Genomic DNA, 16,053 nt, shown 5'->3' on the forward strand with positions numbered 1-16,053 from the left:
GGTCGCACCGGGGCCGGAGCGTGATGCGGCCATGTCCAGGATGCGCGCGTTGATGGCATGGCTGTGCCTGCTGCCGGTGTTCGGCGGGGGCCCAGCGAAGGCCCAGATCCGGCATCACGCCGGCATGTGCGACCCCTCGGGGGCGGTCGCCTGGCCCGAGGACGGCTTCACGACCTTCATCGTCGCCAATGACGAGGACAACCGCCTGCGCATCTACACGCACGGGGACGAGGCCCCCCCACGCCTGCTGGGCGGCGATCTCGGCGCCTTCCTGGGCCAGCAGGAGCAGGAGCGGCAGCGGGAAGCCGACCTGGAAGCCGCAACCTGGCTGGGTGGGCGGATCTACTGGATCGGCTCGCACGGGCGGAACAGCAAGGGCAAGCCCCGTGCCGGGCGCAGCGTGTTCCTTGCCACCACTGCCACGCCCGGCGGTGATGGCGCGGTGGCGCTGGCGCCGTTCGGATCCCCGCGCGACCTGCGGCCCGCCCTGGCCCGGGCGGGGCTTGCGCAGGCCATCGGCGGGGACGCCGCCGACCCGGATCTGGCGCCGGAACGGCACGGGCTCAACATCGAAGGGCTGGCGGCGCGGCCGGACGGGGCCTCGCTGCTGATCGGCCTGCGCAATCCGCTGCGGGAGGGGAAAGCCATCGTGATTCCCTTCGAGAATCCCGAAGCGGTGGTGGAACGGGGGGCGGAGCCCCGGCTCGGCGCGCCGCTGTTGCTGGACCTCGGCGGCCTGGGGATCCGCAGCATCGAGTACGTGCCGGCACGTTCCGAATACGTCATCGCCGCCGGGCCGCGGGGGGACCCGGGGGAGGGGGCGCGGTATCATTTCGGCCTGTTCCGCTGGTCGGGACGCGCCGGGGACCGGCCCGAGCCGGTCGCCGCCGCCACGCAGGTGCTGACGGCGTTGCGCGACCAGGCCGGGTGGTTCGCCCCCGAGGCGGTCATCGTCGATCGTTCGGGGCGGCAGGCACTGCTGCTCAGCGACGACGGTGACCGCAGGCTGCGTCCCGGCACGCGCTGCAAGGACCTGCCGGAGGCGGAGCGTCGTTTCCGCAGCATCATCCTCGATCTTCCCTGAGGCCGCCTTCCCCGGGACCGCCGCCGGCGCCTATGCGATGCCGAGGCAGGTGACCAGCGAGAGCAAGGCCCCACCCGCGCCCAGCCCCGCGGCAGCCCAGACGAGCGCGCCCGTCCCGGTGACGATCGCCGCCGAGGCGAGGACGATGCCCACCTGCAACACGGCGGAGGCGGTGTCGAGCCGGCTGTCGCGCCGGATCGCCTCGTCGCGCTCGGCCTCGGCCTGCTTCGCGCGCGCCATCAGTTCGCGCCGTCCCTCGTTCGTCCCGGGTTCGCTTTCCCAGCGCTGGATGGTGGCCTGCCAGCGTTCCGGCAACTGCCCGGCCTCGGCCTCACGGCCGGGCCTCGCGGCCAGCACGGGCAGCATCTCCGACATGCCGCGCAGCATGGTCTGCCGCACGGTCTTGGCCTGGAAGAACGACCAGAGATTGGCGCTCTCGACATTCTTCAACTGCGCTTCGGTCTTGGCGTCGTCGCCCGCCATCTCCGTCAGGGCCAGCACCAGGGCCATCGCCGCGATCAGCAGCGCGACCCGGCGGTTGTCCCGTGCCTCGGTAATGGCGTCGGCGGTGTCCTGCATGGATGTCTCCGGTTCCGCAAAGATCCGCCTGATATCCCGTTCCGCCGCCCTCGTCAGCCGGCGGAACGTTGGTTTGATGCGGCCCGGCGGCATCGGGCGAAATCAGGCCTGCCCGCGAATCCAGCAGTTGAATCCTGGGGGTGTTGCCTGCGGCTGCGATGGTCGCGGCCCCGTCCGCGCACGCGGGTCAGACGCTGTGGCCGGAGGTCGAGTAGACGTTGATCTCGCCGGAGAAGGTGGCGAGGTAGACGTTGCCGCTGGCCACCGTGGGCGGGACGAATTTGGCGAAGGCGAACACGTCGCCCGGGTCCCTGGCGCTGTTCCACAGCTCCCGGCCCAGGTTCGAGGCGTCATAGGCGCGCAGGATGCCCCGGACCACGGCGTGGTTGGCGTCCCCGGCATAGGGATGCGACGCCCAGACGATCCCGGTTCCGGCCCGGTCGCCATTGGCCGAAAGCGTGAGCATCGCCCCCGGCATGCTGGCGGGCGGCGTGTTGTGCGGCTGGCCGTACAGCCCCGGTCCGTTCTGCGAGCTGTCGGCGGGCGTGGGATCGAACCTGCCGGTACCGGCATGGAAGTCGAAGCGGCGCAGGTAGTCCGCCTCGCCCCAGAGATAGATCGCCGGTTCCGCCGGCCCGTCCCAATAGACCGGTGATCCGTGGATGTGGTGGTAGCCGCTTGACATCGGCGCCGTCCGCAGTTCCGGGTGGTCGCTGCGCGGCATCGTCGCCTGGAACGACTGGACGATCTGGGTGTCGCCGGCGGGATTGAACCGGCCCAGATGGTCGCGGTCGAGCACATAGAGCTTTCCCTCCTTGCCCCCGCCCACCAGCAGGTTGGTTCCGGGCAGCAGCAGCACGCCCCCGGAACCAAGGTCGAGGTCCCGCGCGCCGAGATCGGCGGTGTTGAAGGGAGAGAACCAGTCGCGCACCAGCAGGTCCGGCCCGAGCTTGACGACGCAGTCGGAAAGATCGCCGCCCCCGGCCCGGAAGCTGCCGTTCCCGGTCATCGCATAGAGGTTGCCCTGGTTGTCGACGGCCAGGCCCTGTCCCGCCTGCCAGATCCCGCCTTGCGATCCGTCCGGCGTCACCTCGAAGCCCCGAGGCAGCGGCTGCAGCGTGGAGGCGCTGAAGCCGAGCACCCAGCCATGGTAGTCGCCCTGGTCGTTGTACGAGGCGAAGGGCACGTAGATGGTGTCGTTGGCCAGCGTCAGGGCGGCACGCTGGTTCTCCCACTCGCTGCGGAAGTCGCTGCCGCCGGGCGGGGCATCGATCCGCCGCGGCCCGCCGAACAGCTCCCGCCCGGTGGTCAGGTCCAGGGCATGCAGATCATGCGAATAGGTCGATCCGCTTTTGGAAAAGGTCACCACGTAGATGGCGTTGTGGCCGGGCGAGATCACCGGCGTGCTGATGATCCCGATCTCGTTGGCGATGTCGTGATAGGCGCTGCCGCCGCCGATACGGGCGTCGGGCAGCCGCACCGGCGGCGCGAGCTGCCCGCTGCTCCACAGCGGCGCGGTGGTGCCCCCGTCGGCGTCGAAGGCATAGACGTGGTTGTGCATGGTGGCGACGTAGAGGACATTGAAGGTCCGGCCGTTGATCCTGACGCCCGGGACATAGAGCGGCTGGGCATAGACCTGGGCGCCGCCGGACCCTGGGATGGCATCGGGGATGGGGTAGCTGCCCTTCCTGCCGAAGCCGGGACCGGCGACCACGTCGGGTGTCAGCAGGGTTTCGCCCAGGTTGGCGCCGCTGCGGTTGTTGTCCTGGTGCTGCGTGAGGATGGAGACGGGCATCGGGGATCCTCCGGCCGGGTCGTCCGGCTGCCAGGCGACATCGCAGGCGGCCGCCGCTGCGGCCGATGCTGCTCTATGTCCTCGCCCCGGCCGGCCCGGCGGTGTTGATGTTCTGGTTCAGGCGGAACAGGTTCAGCGGGTCGTAGCGGCGCTTCACCTCGGCCAGCCGCGCGTAGTTCGGACCATAGGCGCCGCCGATCCGGTCGGCTTCGTCCGCCGGCATGAAGTTCACGTACACCGTGCCCATGGCATGCGGCGCCAGCGCGTGGAACAGGCCGCGCGCCCAGTCGATGCAGGCTTCGTCCTGCGCCGGATCGCGCCAGCGCGTGTGCACGTTCAGCACGAAGGCGACGTCACGGCGGGAATAGGCGGTCGCGTCCGCCGCGACGCGGTTGATGGCGCCGCCGAGATGCCCGACGAATACTTCGCACTCGGGGCCGGGCAGGCGGCGCACCGCCTCCAGCAGCACGTCGCAGGTGGCGTCGCCGAGCGCGTCGAAGTCGTGGCTCTTCCAGTAATTGCGCGCCCCCGGCGTCAGCAGCGGGTCGAAGGCCGCCTGCCAGTCGACGAAGGCGTGCGGGCCGACCAGATCGACGATCGGCCGGCCCAGTGCCCGGAACGGCGCCGCCGCCGCTTCCCCCTCCGCCACCGGGCCGGCATGGCAGAGCGCGATGATCAGCACTTCCTTGCCCTGCCACTCCGCCGGCACGAACGGGGCCGGCGGCGCCCGGCGCAGCACCAGCCAGGCACTGAGTTGTTCGCGGGCCTCGGCGACCAGGCGCCGGTACTCGCGCATCAGCGCCGGGGCCTCGGCGAGCGGATGCAGCAGCAGGCCGGCGGTCACCTGGGTCGGCAGGGGATGCAGGCGGAACGCGAAGCTGGTCACCACGCCGAAATTGCCGCCACCGCCGCGCACCGCCCAGAACAGGTCGGGATGCTGCGTGGCGTCGGCGCGGCGGAACACGCCGTCCGCGGTGACGATGTCCACCGCTTCCAGGTTGTCGATGGTCAGGCCGAGGCTGCGGCTGGTCCAGCCGAAGCCGCCGCCCAGGGTCAGCCCGGCGATGCCGGTGGTCGAGTTGATGCCGAGCGGCAGCACCAGCCCGAAGGCCTGCGTCTCCTTGTCCACGTCGCTGAGCAGGGCGCCGCCCTCGACGCGGGCGCGGCGCGCGGCGGGATCGACCTGCACCGAGCGCATGCGCGAGAGATCGAGCAGCAGGCCGCCCTCGCAGACCGCGTTGCCGGCGATGCCGTGCCCGCCGCCGCGCACCGCGAGCACCGCGCCGCGCTCGCGGGCGAAGTCGACCGTCCGGATCACGTCGGCGGCCCCCAGGGCCTGGACGATCATGGCGGGGCGGCGATCGATCATGGCGTTCCAGATCGCCCGCGCCGCGTCGTAGCCCGGCTCGCCCGGCAGCGTCAGGCTGCCGCGCAGTGCGCCGCGCAGGGTGGCGATGGCGTCCTCGGCCACGTCCACTGTGCCGCCCGGAAGGGCCTGGAGTCGTGCGTGCATGGTCATTTCCCCGTTTGTTGTTGCCCGGCCCGATCTTACGGAACCGGCGCTGACGTGCAGCGCACGAAGCATTACGGTCGCATCGGCACCTGCCTCGTGCGCGGCGTCATGCGAACAGTAGCAATGTTGCCATGAATGAGGCAACAATTTTGTTACGTATACTTAACGCATCAAACAAAGCAATTATAAATGCTCATGTTCAACATGTCGGTCGGGGGCGGGAAGGTATTATTATACTGTGGATTGCCCCGAAGGAGATTCTTCGATGCTGCGCCTTTTCGCCCGGCCGGGATTGCGCGCCCTGATCACCGCGGCCCTGGCCGCCGCCTCGCTGGTGACCGCGCTGTTCGTGGTGGGCGGCGCCGCCTGGGTGATCGGCGACCTGGTGGAGCAGGCCAACCGGCGGGAATTGCGGGGACACTACGACGCGCTGCAGGCGGCGCTGCGGCAGGAGGCGCGGCAGGCCGGGGCGATGGCCGCGGTGGTCGCCGGCATGCCGGAGGTCGGCGAGGCGCTGCGCCAGGGCGACCGGGCGGCGCTGACGCGGCTGTTCCTGCCCGGCTATCCCGCGCTGCGGGCGGGGTACGGGGTCGAGCAGTTCCATTTCCACGTGCCGCCGGCGATTTCCTTCCTGCGCATCACCGAGCCGGCGCGCTTCGGCGACGACCTGTCGCGGGTGCGCAAGACCGTCGTGCAGGTCCACACGACGCACCAGCCGGCGGTGGGGCTGGAATCCGGCGTCACCGGGCTCAGCGTGCGCGGCGTGGTGCCGGTGGCGTCGGCGGGGCAATCGGTCGGCAGCGTCGAGTTCGGCCTGTCCTTCGGCCGCGCCTTCTTCGAGGCGTTCAAGCGCGACCGCGGCGTCGATGTCATCTTCCACCTCGGCGGCGAGACCGGGTTTTCGACCTTCGCCTCCACGCTGGAGAATCCGGGCTTCTTCGCGGCGGCCGGGTACCGGGCGGCGCAGGCGGGGGATGTGCTGATCCGCGCCGGCCACCTGGGCGCGACACCGGCCGCCGCCCTGCTCGGGCCGGTGCGCGACTTCGCCGGCCAGCCGCTCGGTGCCATCGAGATCATCATGGACACCAGCGACTACGCCGCGCTGAAGCGCCATGCCGCCTGGCTGACCGGCGGCTTCGCGCTGTTCGGCGCGCTGGCCGCCAGCCTTGCCGGGCTGTGGCTTGCCCGCGCCATCAGCCAGCCGATCGACCGCATGGTCGACGCGATGGGGCACCTGGCCCGGGGCGAACTGGCGGTCGAGCTGCCCATCGCGCGCATCGCCGAGGTCGGGCGCATGGCAGAGGCGATGGCGGTGTTCCGCGACAACGCCGCCGTGCACCGGCGCGCCGAGGAACGCAAGGATATCGAGCGCCAGGCACTGGAAGAGCGGCGCGCGGCACTGACGCACATGGCCGAGACGGTGGAGAGCGAAACCATCCGTGCCCTCGGCGAAGTGGCCAGCCGCACCGAGGCGGTGGCGGCGACGGCGGCGGAGATGGGGACCTCCGCCGCGCGCAACGACCGCTCGGCGCAGGCGGCGGCGGCGACGGCGGTGCAGGCGCTGGCCAACACCCAGACGGTCGCCAGCGCCGCCGAGCAACTTGCCGCCTCGATCCGCGAGATCGGCAGCCAGGTCGGCCATTCCACCACGGTGGTGGCGCAGGCGGTGGCCGCCGGCGACGAGGCGCGGGCGGCCATTGCCTCATTGACCGGGCAGGTGCAGCAGATTGGCGAAGTCGCCGACATCATCGCCGACATCGCCGCCCGCACCAACCTGCTGGCGCTGAACGCCACTATCGAGGCGGCACGCGCCGGCGAGGCCGGCAAGGGGTTTGCGGTGGTGGCGGGGGAGGTGAAGCAACTGGCCAGCCAGACGGCGCATTCCACCGGGGAGATCGGCAAGCGCATCGCCGAGGTGCGCGCCGCCACCGAGGTCTCGGTCGCCGCGGTGGCCCGGATCGAGACACGGATCGTCGAGATCGACGGCATCGCCGCCTCGATCGCCGCGGCGGTGCGTCAGCAGGAAGCGGCGACGACGGAAATCGCCCAGACCATGTCGCAGACCGCGACCGCGGCGCGCGACATGCAGGCGCGCACTGAGGACCTCGCCGCCGAGGCGAAGCAGACCCAGCACCAGGCGGAGACGGTCGGGCGCGAGGCGGAGGCGACGGCGGCGGCGACGGTCGGACTGCGCGAGGCGGTGGTGCGGGCGGTGCGCACCTCGGCCGCGGAAGTGAACCGCCGAGGGCATGAACGGCAATCGGTCGACCTGCCGGCGCGGCTGCACCTGGGCGGCGGTGGCGAGGTCACGGTGCGGGTGGTGGACCTCTCGCCGGGCGGGGCAAGGCTGGTCGGCGCGGTGTCCGCGGCCCGGTCCGGCGCCCGCGGCATGCTGGTGCTGGAAGGGACGAGCCTCGCGGTCACGGTGCGCTCGGCCGAGGGCGACCGCCTGGGCGTGGCCTTCGATGACGCGGAGGCGCCGGGGCTGCGTGCCCTGATTGAACGGGTGGTGCCGTCGCGGGCGGCCTGAGGGAAGGAAGCAAGGCAAGGGCTCCGCCCTTGACCCGGCAGGGGCCAGGGGGCCCCTGCACCCCAATTCGCGCTGCGCGGCACAGAGTATCAGGTTCCAAGGGCGAAGCCCTTGGTGGAGGTCCAGGAGGCGAAGCCTCCTGGTAGGGCGCGGGGCAACGCCCCGCCAACGCGGCCTTGCATATAATTTCAAAAAAGAAATAGATTCGGACACCGTCGTAATATGATTGTGTCCGGGTGGGAATATATGACCTTCTGGGGTGGGTTGAGCGATTTAATTACACAAGTGACATCCATCCCATGGAAGGTCATGTCCGGATCGTTCTTTCTGGTATCCGAAACGATTCTTTCAGGACAGGCGAGGACGTTGCTCTCCCCACATGAACGGACTCCGCGCGACGAGGATCGCGACCTTGCCCTGCACCGGCAAATATACCTGGAAGTCGCCGGGGCGCTTCACACAGGCTTCGTTGCGCTGGGGAACGTTGGCCACCTGAAATCCGCGCAGGCGGGTCTCATGGGGAATTATGCCGAGGCAACGCCGGTCATTGCGAAGCTTTACATGGTTGCGCAGGAAAATACCGCCCGGGCGATCCTGCGGGTCGCAACCGAACTCGATGCCGCGGTCGTGCAATTGAGCCTGCGGCGCATGTCATTGGACATCGCGGCGCAGGAATTGAATGCGCTGGACATCCGGATCGTGAACGCCACGAAAGAGCGCGATCGGTGGGCCGAATTGATGAAACGGCACATTGCCGGCAAAATAAAAAACGAAGAACGACGGAAGAAGATCAAGGAAAAATTCCAGGCCGCGCAACGGCGGATCGCGGAGATCGGCGCGCAGAAAAATGACGTCCGGTCCGGGTTGCACGACCGGAACATCGAATGGCTGCGGGAGTCTCTTTCGCAGAAGCTCCGGCTGTCCGAAATGATGATGTCTGCTCTTGCGGCCATGCGCCGGGACCTGGGCATGGCCGCGCAGGAATCGGATTTCGTGGCGATCATTCAGGCGTCAATCGCCCGGCAGCGGGCGGCGCTTGACGCGTTCGGCGAGTCCGTGCGGGATGGCGGATGATGACGCGGGAGTCCCTGGCCCCTGCGGGGCTGGGCCGGGGCTATTGCGGTGCTTCCTTCCTGGCGGCGGCAGCAGCCATCAGCGTATCGAAGCACGGGGCCGAGAGCTGCGAGGCATGGGCTTTCATGCAGGCCTTGATGCGTCCCTCTCCTGGTGGGACGCCGGGGCAGAGACGGTCGATGTCGTCGCCACACGCCTCGGCAATCTGCAGCGGGCTTGGCGGTGGGACCTGGGCCCAAACGGCATGGCCCAGCAGGCAAACCATGAGGGCAGTCGCGGCTGACAGCCTGATCATGCGCGTGCTTCCTTCGCTATGTGGCAGCCATTGCCACGGGGCATGCGGTTAGAGCGGGTTCAGCGACAGCTCGACGCGGCGGTTCCTGGCACGTCCTTCGGGGGTGGCGTTCGAGGCGATCGGGTCGGCATCGCCGAAGCCTTTCGCCACCACGAGGGCGGGATTGACGCCCTGCGAAATCAGAAATTGCATGACCGCATCCGCCCGCCTCTGCGAGAGGGCGAGGTTGGACGTGATGCCTTCGGCGGCGAGTTCCGGGCCGATGGGAATGCTGTCGGTGAAGCCGCTGACATAGAGCCTGTGCTCCTGCGTCGGCGCGAGTTTGCGCGCAATCTGCGCGATGGCCTCCTTGCCCGCGTCGGAAAGCTGCCATCCCCCCGGCGGAAACAGCATGTCGCTGTTCAAGGTGTACATCACCGTGATGGCGCTCATCAGCGTGTCGAAACAGGGGGCCGAGAGCTGCGAGACATGCTCCTTCATGCATTGCTTGATGCGTCCGCCGCCGGGCGGCACGCCGGGGCAGAGACGATCGACGTCGCTGCCGCAGGCGCGCGCGATGTCACTGGCGGTCGGTACGGGCTGCTGCGCCCGCGCCTGACCTGTTGCCAGCAGCGCGAGAGGCAGCGTGGCGGCCAATAACCACGGCTTGCTCATCAGGCATCTCCTCCACCGGCCATGCCATCGCAGCCCGCTTTCGACCGATTTGCCGGCAAGGGCCCCTCGGCATCGGGCGGGACGATATGCGGCGAAGGGACGCGCGACTATGCCATTTTGGCAGGACGCAAACGGCCTCTGAGGCCAGTAGCCCGAAGGGCTGACCGGTCTGCGGGTGGGCGGTTGCCTCGGTTCGTGGCGGCGGCGGTGCGAAGGCTGCCGTATAAACGGGCAAATGATCGTATAACGCACATAATTGTGCTCGTTGTGAGGGGCGTTGCGGGGCGGTGGAACCGCGCTGCCTTGGTTCGCGGCTGGCACGAAGCTTGCCTACCAATCTTGTATGCAAGACTGATCCGGCAGTTTCATGGCGACCGTTCCCGACAGCATCGAAGAGGCCGTGATCTCCGCCGTCCTGGCCGGGCGGCTGCCGCCCGGCACGCGGCTGGGCGAGGCCAGCATGGCCGCGCTCTACGGCGTCTCCCGCACCCAGGTGCGCGAGGCGATGATGCGGCTGGCGACGCGCGGCATCGTCGAGGTCAGCGCCCGGCGCGGCTGGTTCATCGTCGAGCCCTCCGCCGCCGATGCCCGCGCCGCCTACGAGGCGCGCCGCCTGATCGAAGCCGGCATGTTGCGCGCGCTGACGCAGATTCCCCCCGCGGTGCTGGCGCATCTGCGCGCTCATGTCGAGGAAGAGCGCCGCGCCCTGGCCGCCGGTGATGTCGGCTCGCGCACCTGCCTGCTGGGCGATTTCCACATCCATCTCGCCGAGGCCTTCGCCAACCCGCTGCTGATCGCGATCCTGCGCGACCTGACGGCGCGGACAATGCTGGTGTCGATGCTGTATCAGTCCGACCAGCACGCCGCCGCCTCCAGCGACGACCATGGGCGCATCGTGGCGCTGCTGGAAGCCGGCGACTTCGCCGGCGCCGCCGCGCTGATGGAGGCGCATATCCGCGACGTCGAGCGCGGCCTCGATCTCGGCGCCGCCCGCGATCCCCTCGCGGGGTTGCGGGCCATCCTCTCGCCCGCGTCTCCCGATCCTTCCTCCAGCACGAAAGCCCGCCGATGAAACGCAGGACCTTGCTCTCGCTCACCCTGGCCGCCGGCCTCGCCGCGCCGCTGGCATGGCCCGGCGCGGCACACGCCGAGGCATTGCAGGATATCCTCGCGCGCAAGACGGTGCGCATCGCCGTGCCGCAGGATTTCCCGCCCTTCGGCTCGGTCGGCACCGACATGCAGCCGGTCGGCTACGACGTGGACGTGGCGCGGCTGATCGCGGCGAAGCTCGGGGTGAAGCTGGAACTGGTGCCGGTCACCAGCGCCAACCGCATTCCCTATCTGCAGACCGGCAAGGTGGATCTGGTGATCTCCAGCCTCGGGAAAAATGCCGAGCGGGAGAAGGTGATCGACTTCTCGTCGGCCTACGCGCCGTTCTTCAACGGCGTCTTCGCCCCGGCCGCCACCAAGGTGAGCAAGCCGGAAGACCTCGCCGGCCAGACCGTCGGTGTCACCCGCGGCGCCATCGAGGACCTGGAACTGACCAAGATCGCGCCTGCCAGCACGGTGATCAAGCGCTACGAGGACAATAACGGTACCATCTCGGCCTTCCTCTCCGGGCAGGTCGGCATCGTTGCCACCGGCAACGTGGTGGCGGCGGCGATCCTGGCGCGCAACCCGCCGCGCCGGCCGGAGCTGAAGTTCCTGATCAAGAATTCCCCTTGCTATATCGGACTGAACAAGGACCAGCCGGCGCTGCGCGCGCGCGTCGACGCTATCATTGCCGCGGCGAAGAAGGACGGCTCGCTGCAGGCGATCTCGCGCAAATGGCTGGGGGCCGATCTGCCGGCCGATCTGTAAGGCCCGGCCTCGCAGGACGGGCAGGGGGCGACGTCCTCCTGCCCATGGCCGAAGATCGGAAGGCCGCATCACTCCATGAGCTACCATTTCGACTTCTCCTGGATCTGGGCCTACTGGCCGATCCTGCTGCAGGGCGTGCTGACCACGATCTGGCTGATCGGGGTTGGCGCTTTGCTTGGCTGCGCACTTGGCATCGCCTGCGCCTGGGTGCGTGCGCTCGGGCCGCGCTGGCTGCGTCCGCCGGTCGCCGCCTATGTCGAGCTGATCCGCAACACCCCGTTCCTGATCCAGCTGTTCTTCATCTTCTTCGGCCTGCCCTCGCTGGGGCTGCGCATGTCGGAGCTGCAGGCGGCCGGGCTCGCCATGGTGATCAACCTGGGCGCCTATAGCTGCGAGATCATCCGCGCCGGCATCCAGGCCACGCCGCGCGGCCAGTTCGAGGCCGGCGCCAGCCTCGGCATGACAGGGCTGCAGACCTTCCGCCACGTGGTGCTGGTGCCGGCCCTGCAGCGCATCTGGCCGGCGCTGTCCTCGCAGGTCGTCATCGTCATGCTCGGCTCGGCGGTGGTGTCGCAGATCGCCGCCGAGGACCTGACCTTCGCCGCCAATTTCGTGCAGTCGCGCAATTTCCGGGCCTTCGAGACTTATATCGTCTCCACCGTGATCTACCTGCTGCTCGCTTTGGCGCTGCGGCAGGTGCTGCGCGGCATCGGCCGGATGCTGTTCGCGCGGAGGGCGGCGCCATGATGGAGTTTTCCTTCTGGGACATCCTGCGCAACCTGCTGCTGGCCTCGCGCTGGACGGTGCTGCTGTCGCTGGTGTCCTTCCTCGGCGGTGGCGTGGTCGGGCTGGCGCTGCTGTTCCTGCGCATCGGGCGCACGCGGCTGCCGCGGGCGCTGGCGCAGGGCTATATCGAACTGTTCCAGGGCACGCCGCTGCTGATGCAGTTGTTCCTGGCTTTCTTCGGGCTCGGCCTGTTCGGCATCGACGTGCCGGCCTGGCTCGCCGCCGGGCTCGCGCTGGTGCTGTGGAGCGCCGCCTTCCTCGCCGAGATCTGGCGCGGCTGCGTGGAAGCGGTGGCGCGCGGGCAATGGGAGGCCTCGGCCAGCCTGGGCATGGGCTATTTGCAGCAGATGCGATACGTGATCCTGCCGCAGGCGCTGCGCGTGGCGGTGCCGCCCACCGTCGGGTTTTCGGTGCAGGTGGTGAAGGGCACGGCGCTGACCTCGATCATCGGCTTCGTCGAGCTGTCCAAGGCCGGCACGGTGGTCACCAACGCGACCTTCCAGCCCTTCACCGTCTATGGGCTGGTGGCGCTGATCTATTTCGGCCTGTGCTGGCCGCTGTCGAAGGGCAGCCAGGTTCTGGAAAGGAGGCTGCATGTCGCTCATCGCCATCACTGAGGTGCGCAAGCGCTTCGGCGCCGTCGAGGTGCTGAAGGGGATCAACCTCGATGTCGATCGCGGCGAGGTGGTCTGCATCATCGGCCGCAGCGGCTCGGGCAAAAGCACGCTGCTGCGCTGCGTCAACGGGCTGGAGACGATCGACGACGGCTCGATCATGGTGGCGGGGGCGCAACTGGTGCCCGATGCCATCCACCTGAAGGCGCTGCGGCTGAAGGTCGGCATGATCTTCCAGCAGTTCAACCTGTTCCCGCATTTGAGCGCGGGCGCCAATGTCATGCTGTCGCAGATGGTGGTGAAGAAGACGCCGAAGCAGGAAGCCGAGGCGATGGCGCGGCGCATGCTGGAGCGCGTCGGGCTGGCCGAGAAATTTCACGCTTATCCGGACCAGTTGTCGGGCGGCCAGCAGCAGCGCGTCGCCATCGCGCGGGCGCTGGCGATGCAGCCGCTGGCGCTGCTCTGCGACGAGATCACCTCGGCGCTGGATCCCGAACTGGTGGCCGAGGTGCTGGCCGTGGTGCGGGAACTGGCGGCCGAGGGCATGACATTGCTGATGGTCACGCACGAGATGCGCTTCGCCCGCGAGGTCTGCGACCGCGTGGTGTTCATGCACCAGGGCCGGGTACACGAGATCGGCCCGCCGGCGGAGCTGTTCGACCATCCGCGCACGCCGGAACTGCGGCAGTTCCTCGGCGCTCATGGCTGAGCCGCCTGTGTTTCCCTGGTGCGAGCCTGCCGATGTTCCTCTCCGATGACCCTTTGTCCGGTGCCGCCCTGCTGGCGCGCATCGATGCCCTGGCCGCGATCAGCCAGGATCCGGGGCGGCTGACCCGGCTTTACCTGACCCCTGAGCACCGCCATGCCAATGACCTGGTGGCGGGCTGGATGCGCGCGGCCGGCATGGCGGTGCGCGAGGACGCGGCCGGTAACGTGGTCGGCCGCTACGAGGGCCGGACGCCCGGCTTGCCGGCGCTGCTGCTCGGCTCGCATCTCGACACCGTGCGCGACGCCGGCCGCTTCGACGGCATGCTCGGCGTGGTCGCCGCCATCGCCGTGGTGGAGGCGCTGCACCGGCAGGGGCGGCGCCTGGATTTCGCCATCGAGGTGATCGGCTTCTGGGAAGAGGAAGGCGCGCGGTTCCAGCCGAGCCTGATCGGCAGCAGCGCCGTCGCCGGCACGCTGGCCTGCGACCCGGACGCGGTGCGCGATGCCGATGGCGTCACGCTGGCGGAGGCGCTGCGCGGCTTCGGCCTCGATCCGGCAGCGCTGCCGCGGGCCGCCCGCTCGCAGGCGGAGGGGTTGGCCTATGTCGAACTGCACATCGAGCAGGGGCCGGTGCTGGAGGCGGCCGAGCAGCCGGTCGGCATCGTCACCGCCATCGCCGGCGCGACCCGCAGTGCGGTGACCGTGGCGGGCCGGGCCGGGCATGCGGGGACGGTGCCGATGGAACTGCGGTGCGATGCCATGGCCGCCGCGGCGGAGATGATCCTGGCGGTCGAGGCGGTCGCCGCCGGCGCGCACGGGCTGGTCGCCACGGTGGGGCAGATCGCGGCGGAGCCAGGCGCCATCAACGTCATTCCCGGACGGGTGCGTTTCACCGTCGACCTGCGCGCCGGCGACGACGCGCTGCGGGCGGAGCGCATGGCGGCGCTGCGCCGGCGCTTGCACGCCATCGCCACGCGCCGGCACGTGACCATGACCATCGAGACGCTGCATGACAGCCCGGCCGCTGCCTGCGATGCGGGGCTGATGCGCGGGCTTGCCGCCGCGGTGCGGGCGGATGGGATCGTGGCGCCCACGCTCGCCAGCGGGGCCGGCCATGATGCCATGGCACTGGCGAAACTCTGGCCGATGGCCATGCTGTTCGTTCGCTGTGCCGGGGGGATCAGCCATCATCCCGCCGAATCCGTCACCGCGGCCGATGCCGAAACCGGGGCGCGCGTGCTGCTGCGCTTCGTCGAAACCTTCACTCCCGGATTGAGTCCTTCCCCATGACCGACATCTCCGAACGCCTCCGCCACGCCATCGACGCCGGCTTCGCCGAGGAGGTGCGCTTCCTGGCGGAGCTGGTCCGGCATCCCTCGGATAACCCGGCAGGCGATTGCGCCCCGCATGCCGAACGCACCGCCGTGCTGCTGGAGGAGATGGGATTCACCGTCGAGCGCCACCCCGTGCCGGACGCCCTGGTGCGGGCCAACGGCATGGTGAGCGCGGTGAACCTGGTGGTGCGGCGTCGCTTCGGCGACGGTCCGGTGGTGGCGCTGAACGCGCATGGCGACGTGGTGCCGCCGGGCGAGGGCTGGACGCATCCGCCTTACGGCGCGGAGATCGTCGACGGCACGATGTACGGCCGTGGCGTCGCCGTCTCCAAATCCGATTTCGCCACCTATGCCTTCGCGCTGCGGGCGCTGGAGGCGGCCGGCCTCGCCCGCGGCACGGTGGAACTGCACCTGACCTATGACGAGGAGGTCGGCGGCGCGATCGGCCCGCAATGGCTGCTGGAGCAGGGGATCAGCAAGCCGGACCTCGCCATCTGCGCCGGCTTCGGCCATGCGGTGGTCACCGCGCATAATGGCTGCCTGCACCTGGAGATCGAGGTGCGGGGGCGGTCGGCGCATGCGGCGCTGCCCGCGACCGGGATCGACGCGCTGGAAGCGGCGAACGGCATCCTGACCGCGCTCTATGCCTATCGCCACACCCTGGCCGATACGGTTTCGGCGGTGGCTGGCATCGGCTCGCCGCAACTGACCGTCGGGCTGATCGAAGGCGGCATCAACACCAATGTCGTGCCGGACCGCGTGGTGCTGCGCCTCGATCGCCGCATGATCCCCGAGGAAGCGCCGGAGGCGGTCGAGGAGCGGCTGCGCGCGGTGGTTGCCGGGGCCGCGGCGGCGTTTCCGCAGGCGCGGGTGACGGTGCGGCGGATCCTGCTGGCGCGGCCGCTGGTGCCGCTGCCGGGGGCGGAGCGCCTGGCCGGGCTGCTCTGCACCCAGGCGACGCGGGTGATGGGCGAGCCGGTGCGCAGCCAGGGCGTGCCGCTCTATACCGATGCGCGGCATTACGCCGAGGCCGGGATCCCGGTGGTGCTGTACGGCGCCGGGCCGCGCAGCATCGAGGCGGCGAACGCGCACCGGGCCGACGAGAACCTGCGGCTGGAGGATCTGCGCAAGGCCACCGAAGTCGTGGCCTGCGCGCTGTGGGATCTGCTCGCGGCCTGAGGCCGGTTGCGGGGCGTTGCCCCGCCCCCACCAGGAGGCTTTGCCTCC

15 protein-coding genes are annotated in these 16,053 nt (G+C 69.7%); 10 read left to right on the forward strand and 5 right to left on the reverse strand.

Annotation, left to right across the window (positions count from 1 at the left end; genetic code table 11):
• The first annotated feature begins 31 nt into the window (after positions 1–31).
• Positions 32–1,084, forward strand: coding sequence for a DUF3616 domain-containing protein (locus tag NBY65_RS18160; protein WP_150041762.1), 1,053 nt, complete (start codon positions 32–34; stop codon positions 1,082–1,084).
• A 30-nt stretch (positions 1,085–1,114) separates the two neighbouring features.
• Here the strand turns inward: NBY65_RS18160 and NBY65_RS18165 are convergent, their stop codons facing one another.
• The 3 genes from NBY65_RS18165 to NBY65_RS18175 all read right to left on the reverse strand — a co-directional run bounded on the left by NBY65_RS18165 (position 1,115) and on the right by NBY65_RS18175 (position 4,971).
• Complete coding sequence (locus NBY65_RS18165; RefSeq protein WP_162530625.1) at positions 1,115–1,663, reverse strand: DUF4337 domain-containing protein; 549 nt, start codon at positions 1,661–1,663, stop codon at positions 1,115–1,117.
• A 187-nt stretch (positions 1,664–1,850) separates the two neighbouring features.
• A complete protein-coding gene (locus NBY65_RS18170) occupies positions 1,851–3,458 on the reverse strand; it encodes a hypothetical protein (protein ID WP_150041760.1) in 1,608 nt (535 codons plus the stop codon).
• 73 nt (positions 3,459–3,531) lie between these two features.
• Positions 3,532–4,971: an FAD-binding oxidoreductase gene (locus tag NBY65_RS18175; RefSeq protein WP_239002847.1), complete on the reverse strand. Its 1,440-nt coding sequence runs from the start codon at positions 4,969–4,971 to the stop codon at positions 3,532–3,534.
• 265 nt (positions 4,972–5,236) lie between these two features.
• On the opposite strand from NBY65_RS18175, the gene NBY65_RS18180 reads away from it, so the two are divergent.
• A complete protein-coding gene (locus tag NBY65_RS18180; RefSeq protein WP_150041758.1) occupies positions 5,237–7,501 on the forward strand; it encodes a cache domain-containing protein in 2,265 nt (754 codons plus the stop codon).
• A 246-nt stretch (positions 7,502–7,747) separates the two neighbouring features.
• The gene (locus tag NBY65_RS18185) at positions 7,748–8,575 is read left to right on the forward strand and encodes a hypothetical protein (RefSeq protein ID WP_150041757.1); all 828 of its coding nucleotides are present in this window, start codon (positions 7,748–7,750) and stop codon (positions 8,573–8,575) included.
• Between the two features lie 40 nt (positions 8,576–8,615).
• Here the strand turns inward: NBY65_RS18185 and NBY65_RS18190 are convergent, their stop codons facing one another.
• Positions 8,616–8,870 carry a cysteine rich repeat-containing protein gene (locus tag NBY65_RS18190; RefSeq protein WP_150041756.1) on the reverse strand — a complete coding sequence of 85 codons (255 nt, stop codon included), beginning with the start codon at positions 8,868–8,870 and terminating at the stop codon, positions 8,616–8,618.
• Between the two features lie 48 nt (positions 8,871–8,918).
• Positions 8,919–9,506, reverse strand: a complete 588-nt coding sequence (locus NBY65_RS18195) for an OmpA family protein (protein ID WP_162530624.1) — start codon at positions 9,504–9,506, stop codon at positions 8,919–8,921.
• A gap of 385 nt (positions 9,507–9,891) precedes the next feature.
• On the opposite strand from NBY65_RS18195, the gene NBY65_RS18200 reads away from it, so the two are divergent.
• From NBY65_RS18200 to NBY65_RS18230, 7 genes are all read left to right on the forward strand, one after another.
• Positions 9,892–10,596, forward strand: coding sequence for a GntR family transcriptional regulator (locus NBY65_RS18200; protein WP_150041754.1), 705 nt, complete (start codon positions 9,892–9,894; stop codon positions 10,594–10,596).
• Positions 10,593–11,384, forward strand: a complete 792-nt coding sequence (locus NBY65_RS18205) for a transporter substrate-binding domain-containing protein (RefSeq protein WP_150041753.1) — start codon at positions 10,593–10,595, stop codon at positions 11,382–11,384. Before NBY65_RS18200 ends, NBY65_RS18205 begins: the two co-directional genes overlap by 4 nt.
• A gap of 75 nt (positions 11,385–11,459) precedes the next feature.
• Positions 11,460–12,131, forward strand: a complete 672-nt coding sequence (locus tag NBY65_RS18210) for an amino acid ABC transporter permease (protein ID WP_150041752.1) — start codon at positions 11,460–11,462, stop codon at positions 12,129–12,131.
• On the forward strand, positions 12,128–12,787 hold the full coding sequence (locus NBY65_RS18215; RefSeq protein ID WP_150041751.1) for an amino acid ABC transporter permease: 660 nt from the start codon (positions 12,128–12,130) through the stop codon (positions 12,785–12,787). Before NBY65_RS18210 ends, NBY65_RS18215 begins: the two co-directional genes overlap by 4 nt.
• The gene (locus NBY65_RS18220; RefSeq protein WP_150041750.1) at positions 12,765–13,493 is read left to right on the forward strand and encodes an amino acid ABC transporter ATP-binding protein; all 729 of its coding nucleotides are present in this window, start codon (positions 12,765–12,767) and stop codon (positions 13,491–13,493) included. The genes NBY65_RS18215 and NBY65_RS18220 overlap by 23 nt, the downstream gene beginning before the upstream one ends.
• Before the next feature lie 32 nt (positions 13,494–13,525).
• Positions 13,526–14,782 (forward strand): allantoate amidohydrolase, encoded by a 1,257-nt coding sequence (locus NBY65_RS18225; RefSeq protein ID WP_150041749.1) that lies wholly within the window; start codon positions 13,526–13,528, stop codon positions 14,780–14,782.
• Positions 14,779–16,005, forward strand: coding sequence for a M20/M25/M40 family metallo-hydrolase (locus NBY65_RS18230; RefSeq protein WP_150041748.1), 1,227 nt, complete (start codon positions 14,779–14,781; stop codon positions 16,003–16,005). The genes NBY65_RS18225 and NBY65_RS18230 overlap by 4 nt, the downstream gene beginning before the upstream one ends.
• Positions 16,006–16,053: the final 48 nt, after the last annotated feature.

Origin of the sequence: Rhodovastum atsumiense (genome assembly GCF_937425535.1) — a bacterium.
Classification (GTDB): domain Bacteria; phylum Pseudomonadota; class Alphaproteobacteria; order Acetobacterales; family Acetobacteraceae; genus Rhodovastum; species Rhodovastum atsumiense.

Bases quoted from the DNA above. Each gene is read 5' to 3' on its own strand.
- NBY65_RS18225 (WP_150041749.1), top strand. From the start codon at position 13,526: ATGTTCCTCTCCGATGACCCTTTGTCCGGTGCCGCCCTGCTGGCGCGC.
- NBY65_RS18185 (WP_150041757.1), top strand. From the start codon at position 7,748: ATGACCTTCTGGGGTGGGTTGAGCGATTTAATTACACAAGTGACATCC.
- NBY65_RS18180 (WP_150041758.1), top strand. From the start codon at position 5,237: ATGCTGCGCCTTTTCGCCCGGCCGGGATTGCGCGCCCTGATCACCGCG.
- NBY65_RS18200 (WP_150041754.1), top strand. From the start codon at position 9,892: ATGGCGACCGTTCCCGACAGCATCGAAGAGGCCGTGATCTCCGCCGTC.
- NBY65_RS18165 (WP_162530625.1), bottom strand. From the start codon at position 1,663: ATGCAGGACACCGCCGACGCCATTACCGAGGCACGGGACAACCGCCGG.
- NBY65_RS18205 (WP_150041753.1), top strand. From the start codon at position 10,593: ATGAAACGCAGGACCTTGCTCTCGCTCACCCTGGCCGCCGGCCTCGCC.
- NBY65_RS18160 (WP_150041762.1), top strand. From the start codon at position 32: ATGTCCAGGATGCGCGCGTTGATGGCATGGCTGTGCCTGCTGCCGGTG.
- NBY65_RS18175 (WP_239002847.1), bottom strand. From the start codon at position 4,971: ATGCACGCACGACTCCAGGCCCTTCCGGGCGGCACAGTGGACGTGGCC.
- NBY65_RS18170 (WP_150041760.1), bottom strand. From the start codon at position 3,458: ATGCCCGTCTCCATCCTCACGCAGCACCAGGACAACAACCGCAGCGGC.
- NBY65_RS18220 (WP_150041750.1), top strand. From the start codon at position 12,765: ATGTCGCTCATCGCCATCACTGAGGTGCGCAAGCGCTTCGGCGCCGTC.
- NBY65_RS18215 (WP_150041751.1), top strand. From the start codon at position 12,128: ATGATGGAGTTTTCCTTCTGGGACATCCTGCGCAACCTGCTGCTGGCC.
- NBY65_RS18190 (WP_150041756.1), bottom strand. From the start codon at position 8,870: ATGATCAGGCTGTCAGCCGCGACTGCCCTCATGGTTTGCCTGCTGGGC.
- NBY65_RS18210 (WP_150041752.1), top strand. From the start codon at position 11,460: ATGAGCTACCATTTCGACTTCTCCTGGATCTGGGCCTACTGGCCGATC.
- NBY65_RS18230 (WP_150041748.1), top strand. From the start codon at position 14,779: ATGACCGACATCTCCGAACGCCTCCGCCACGCCATCGACGCCGGCTTC.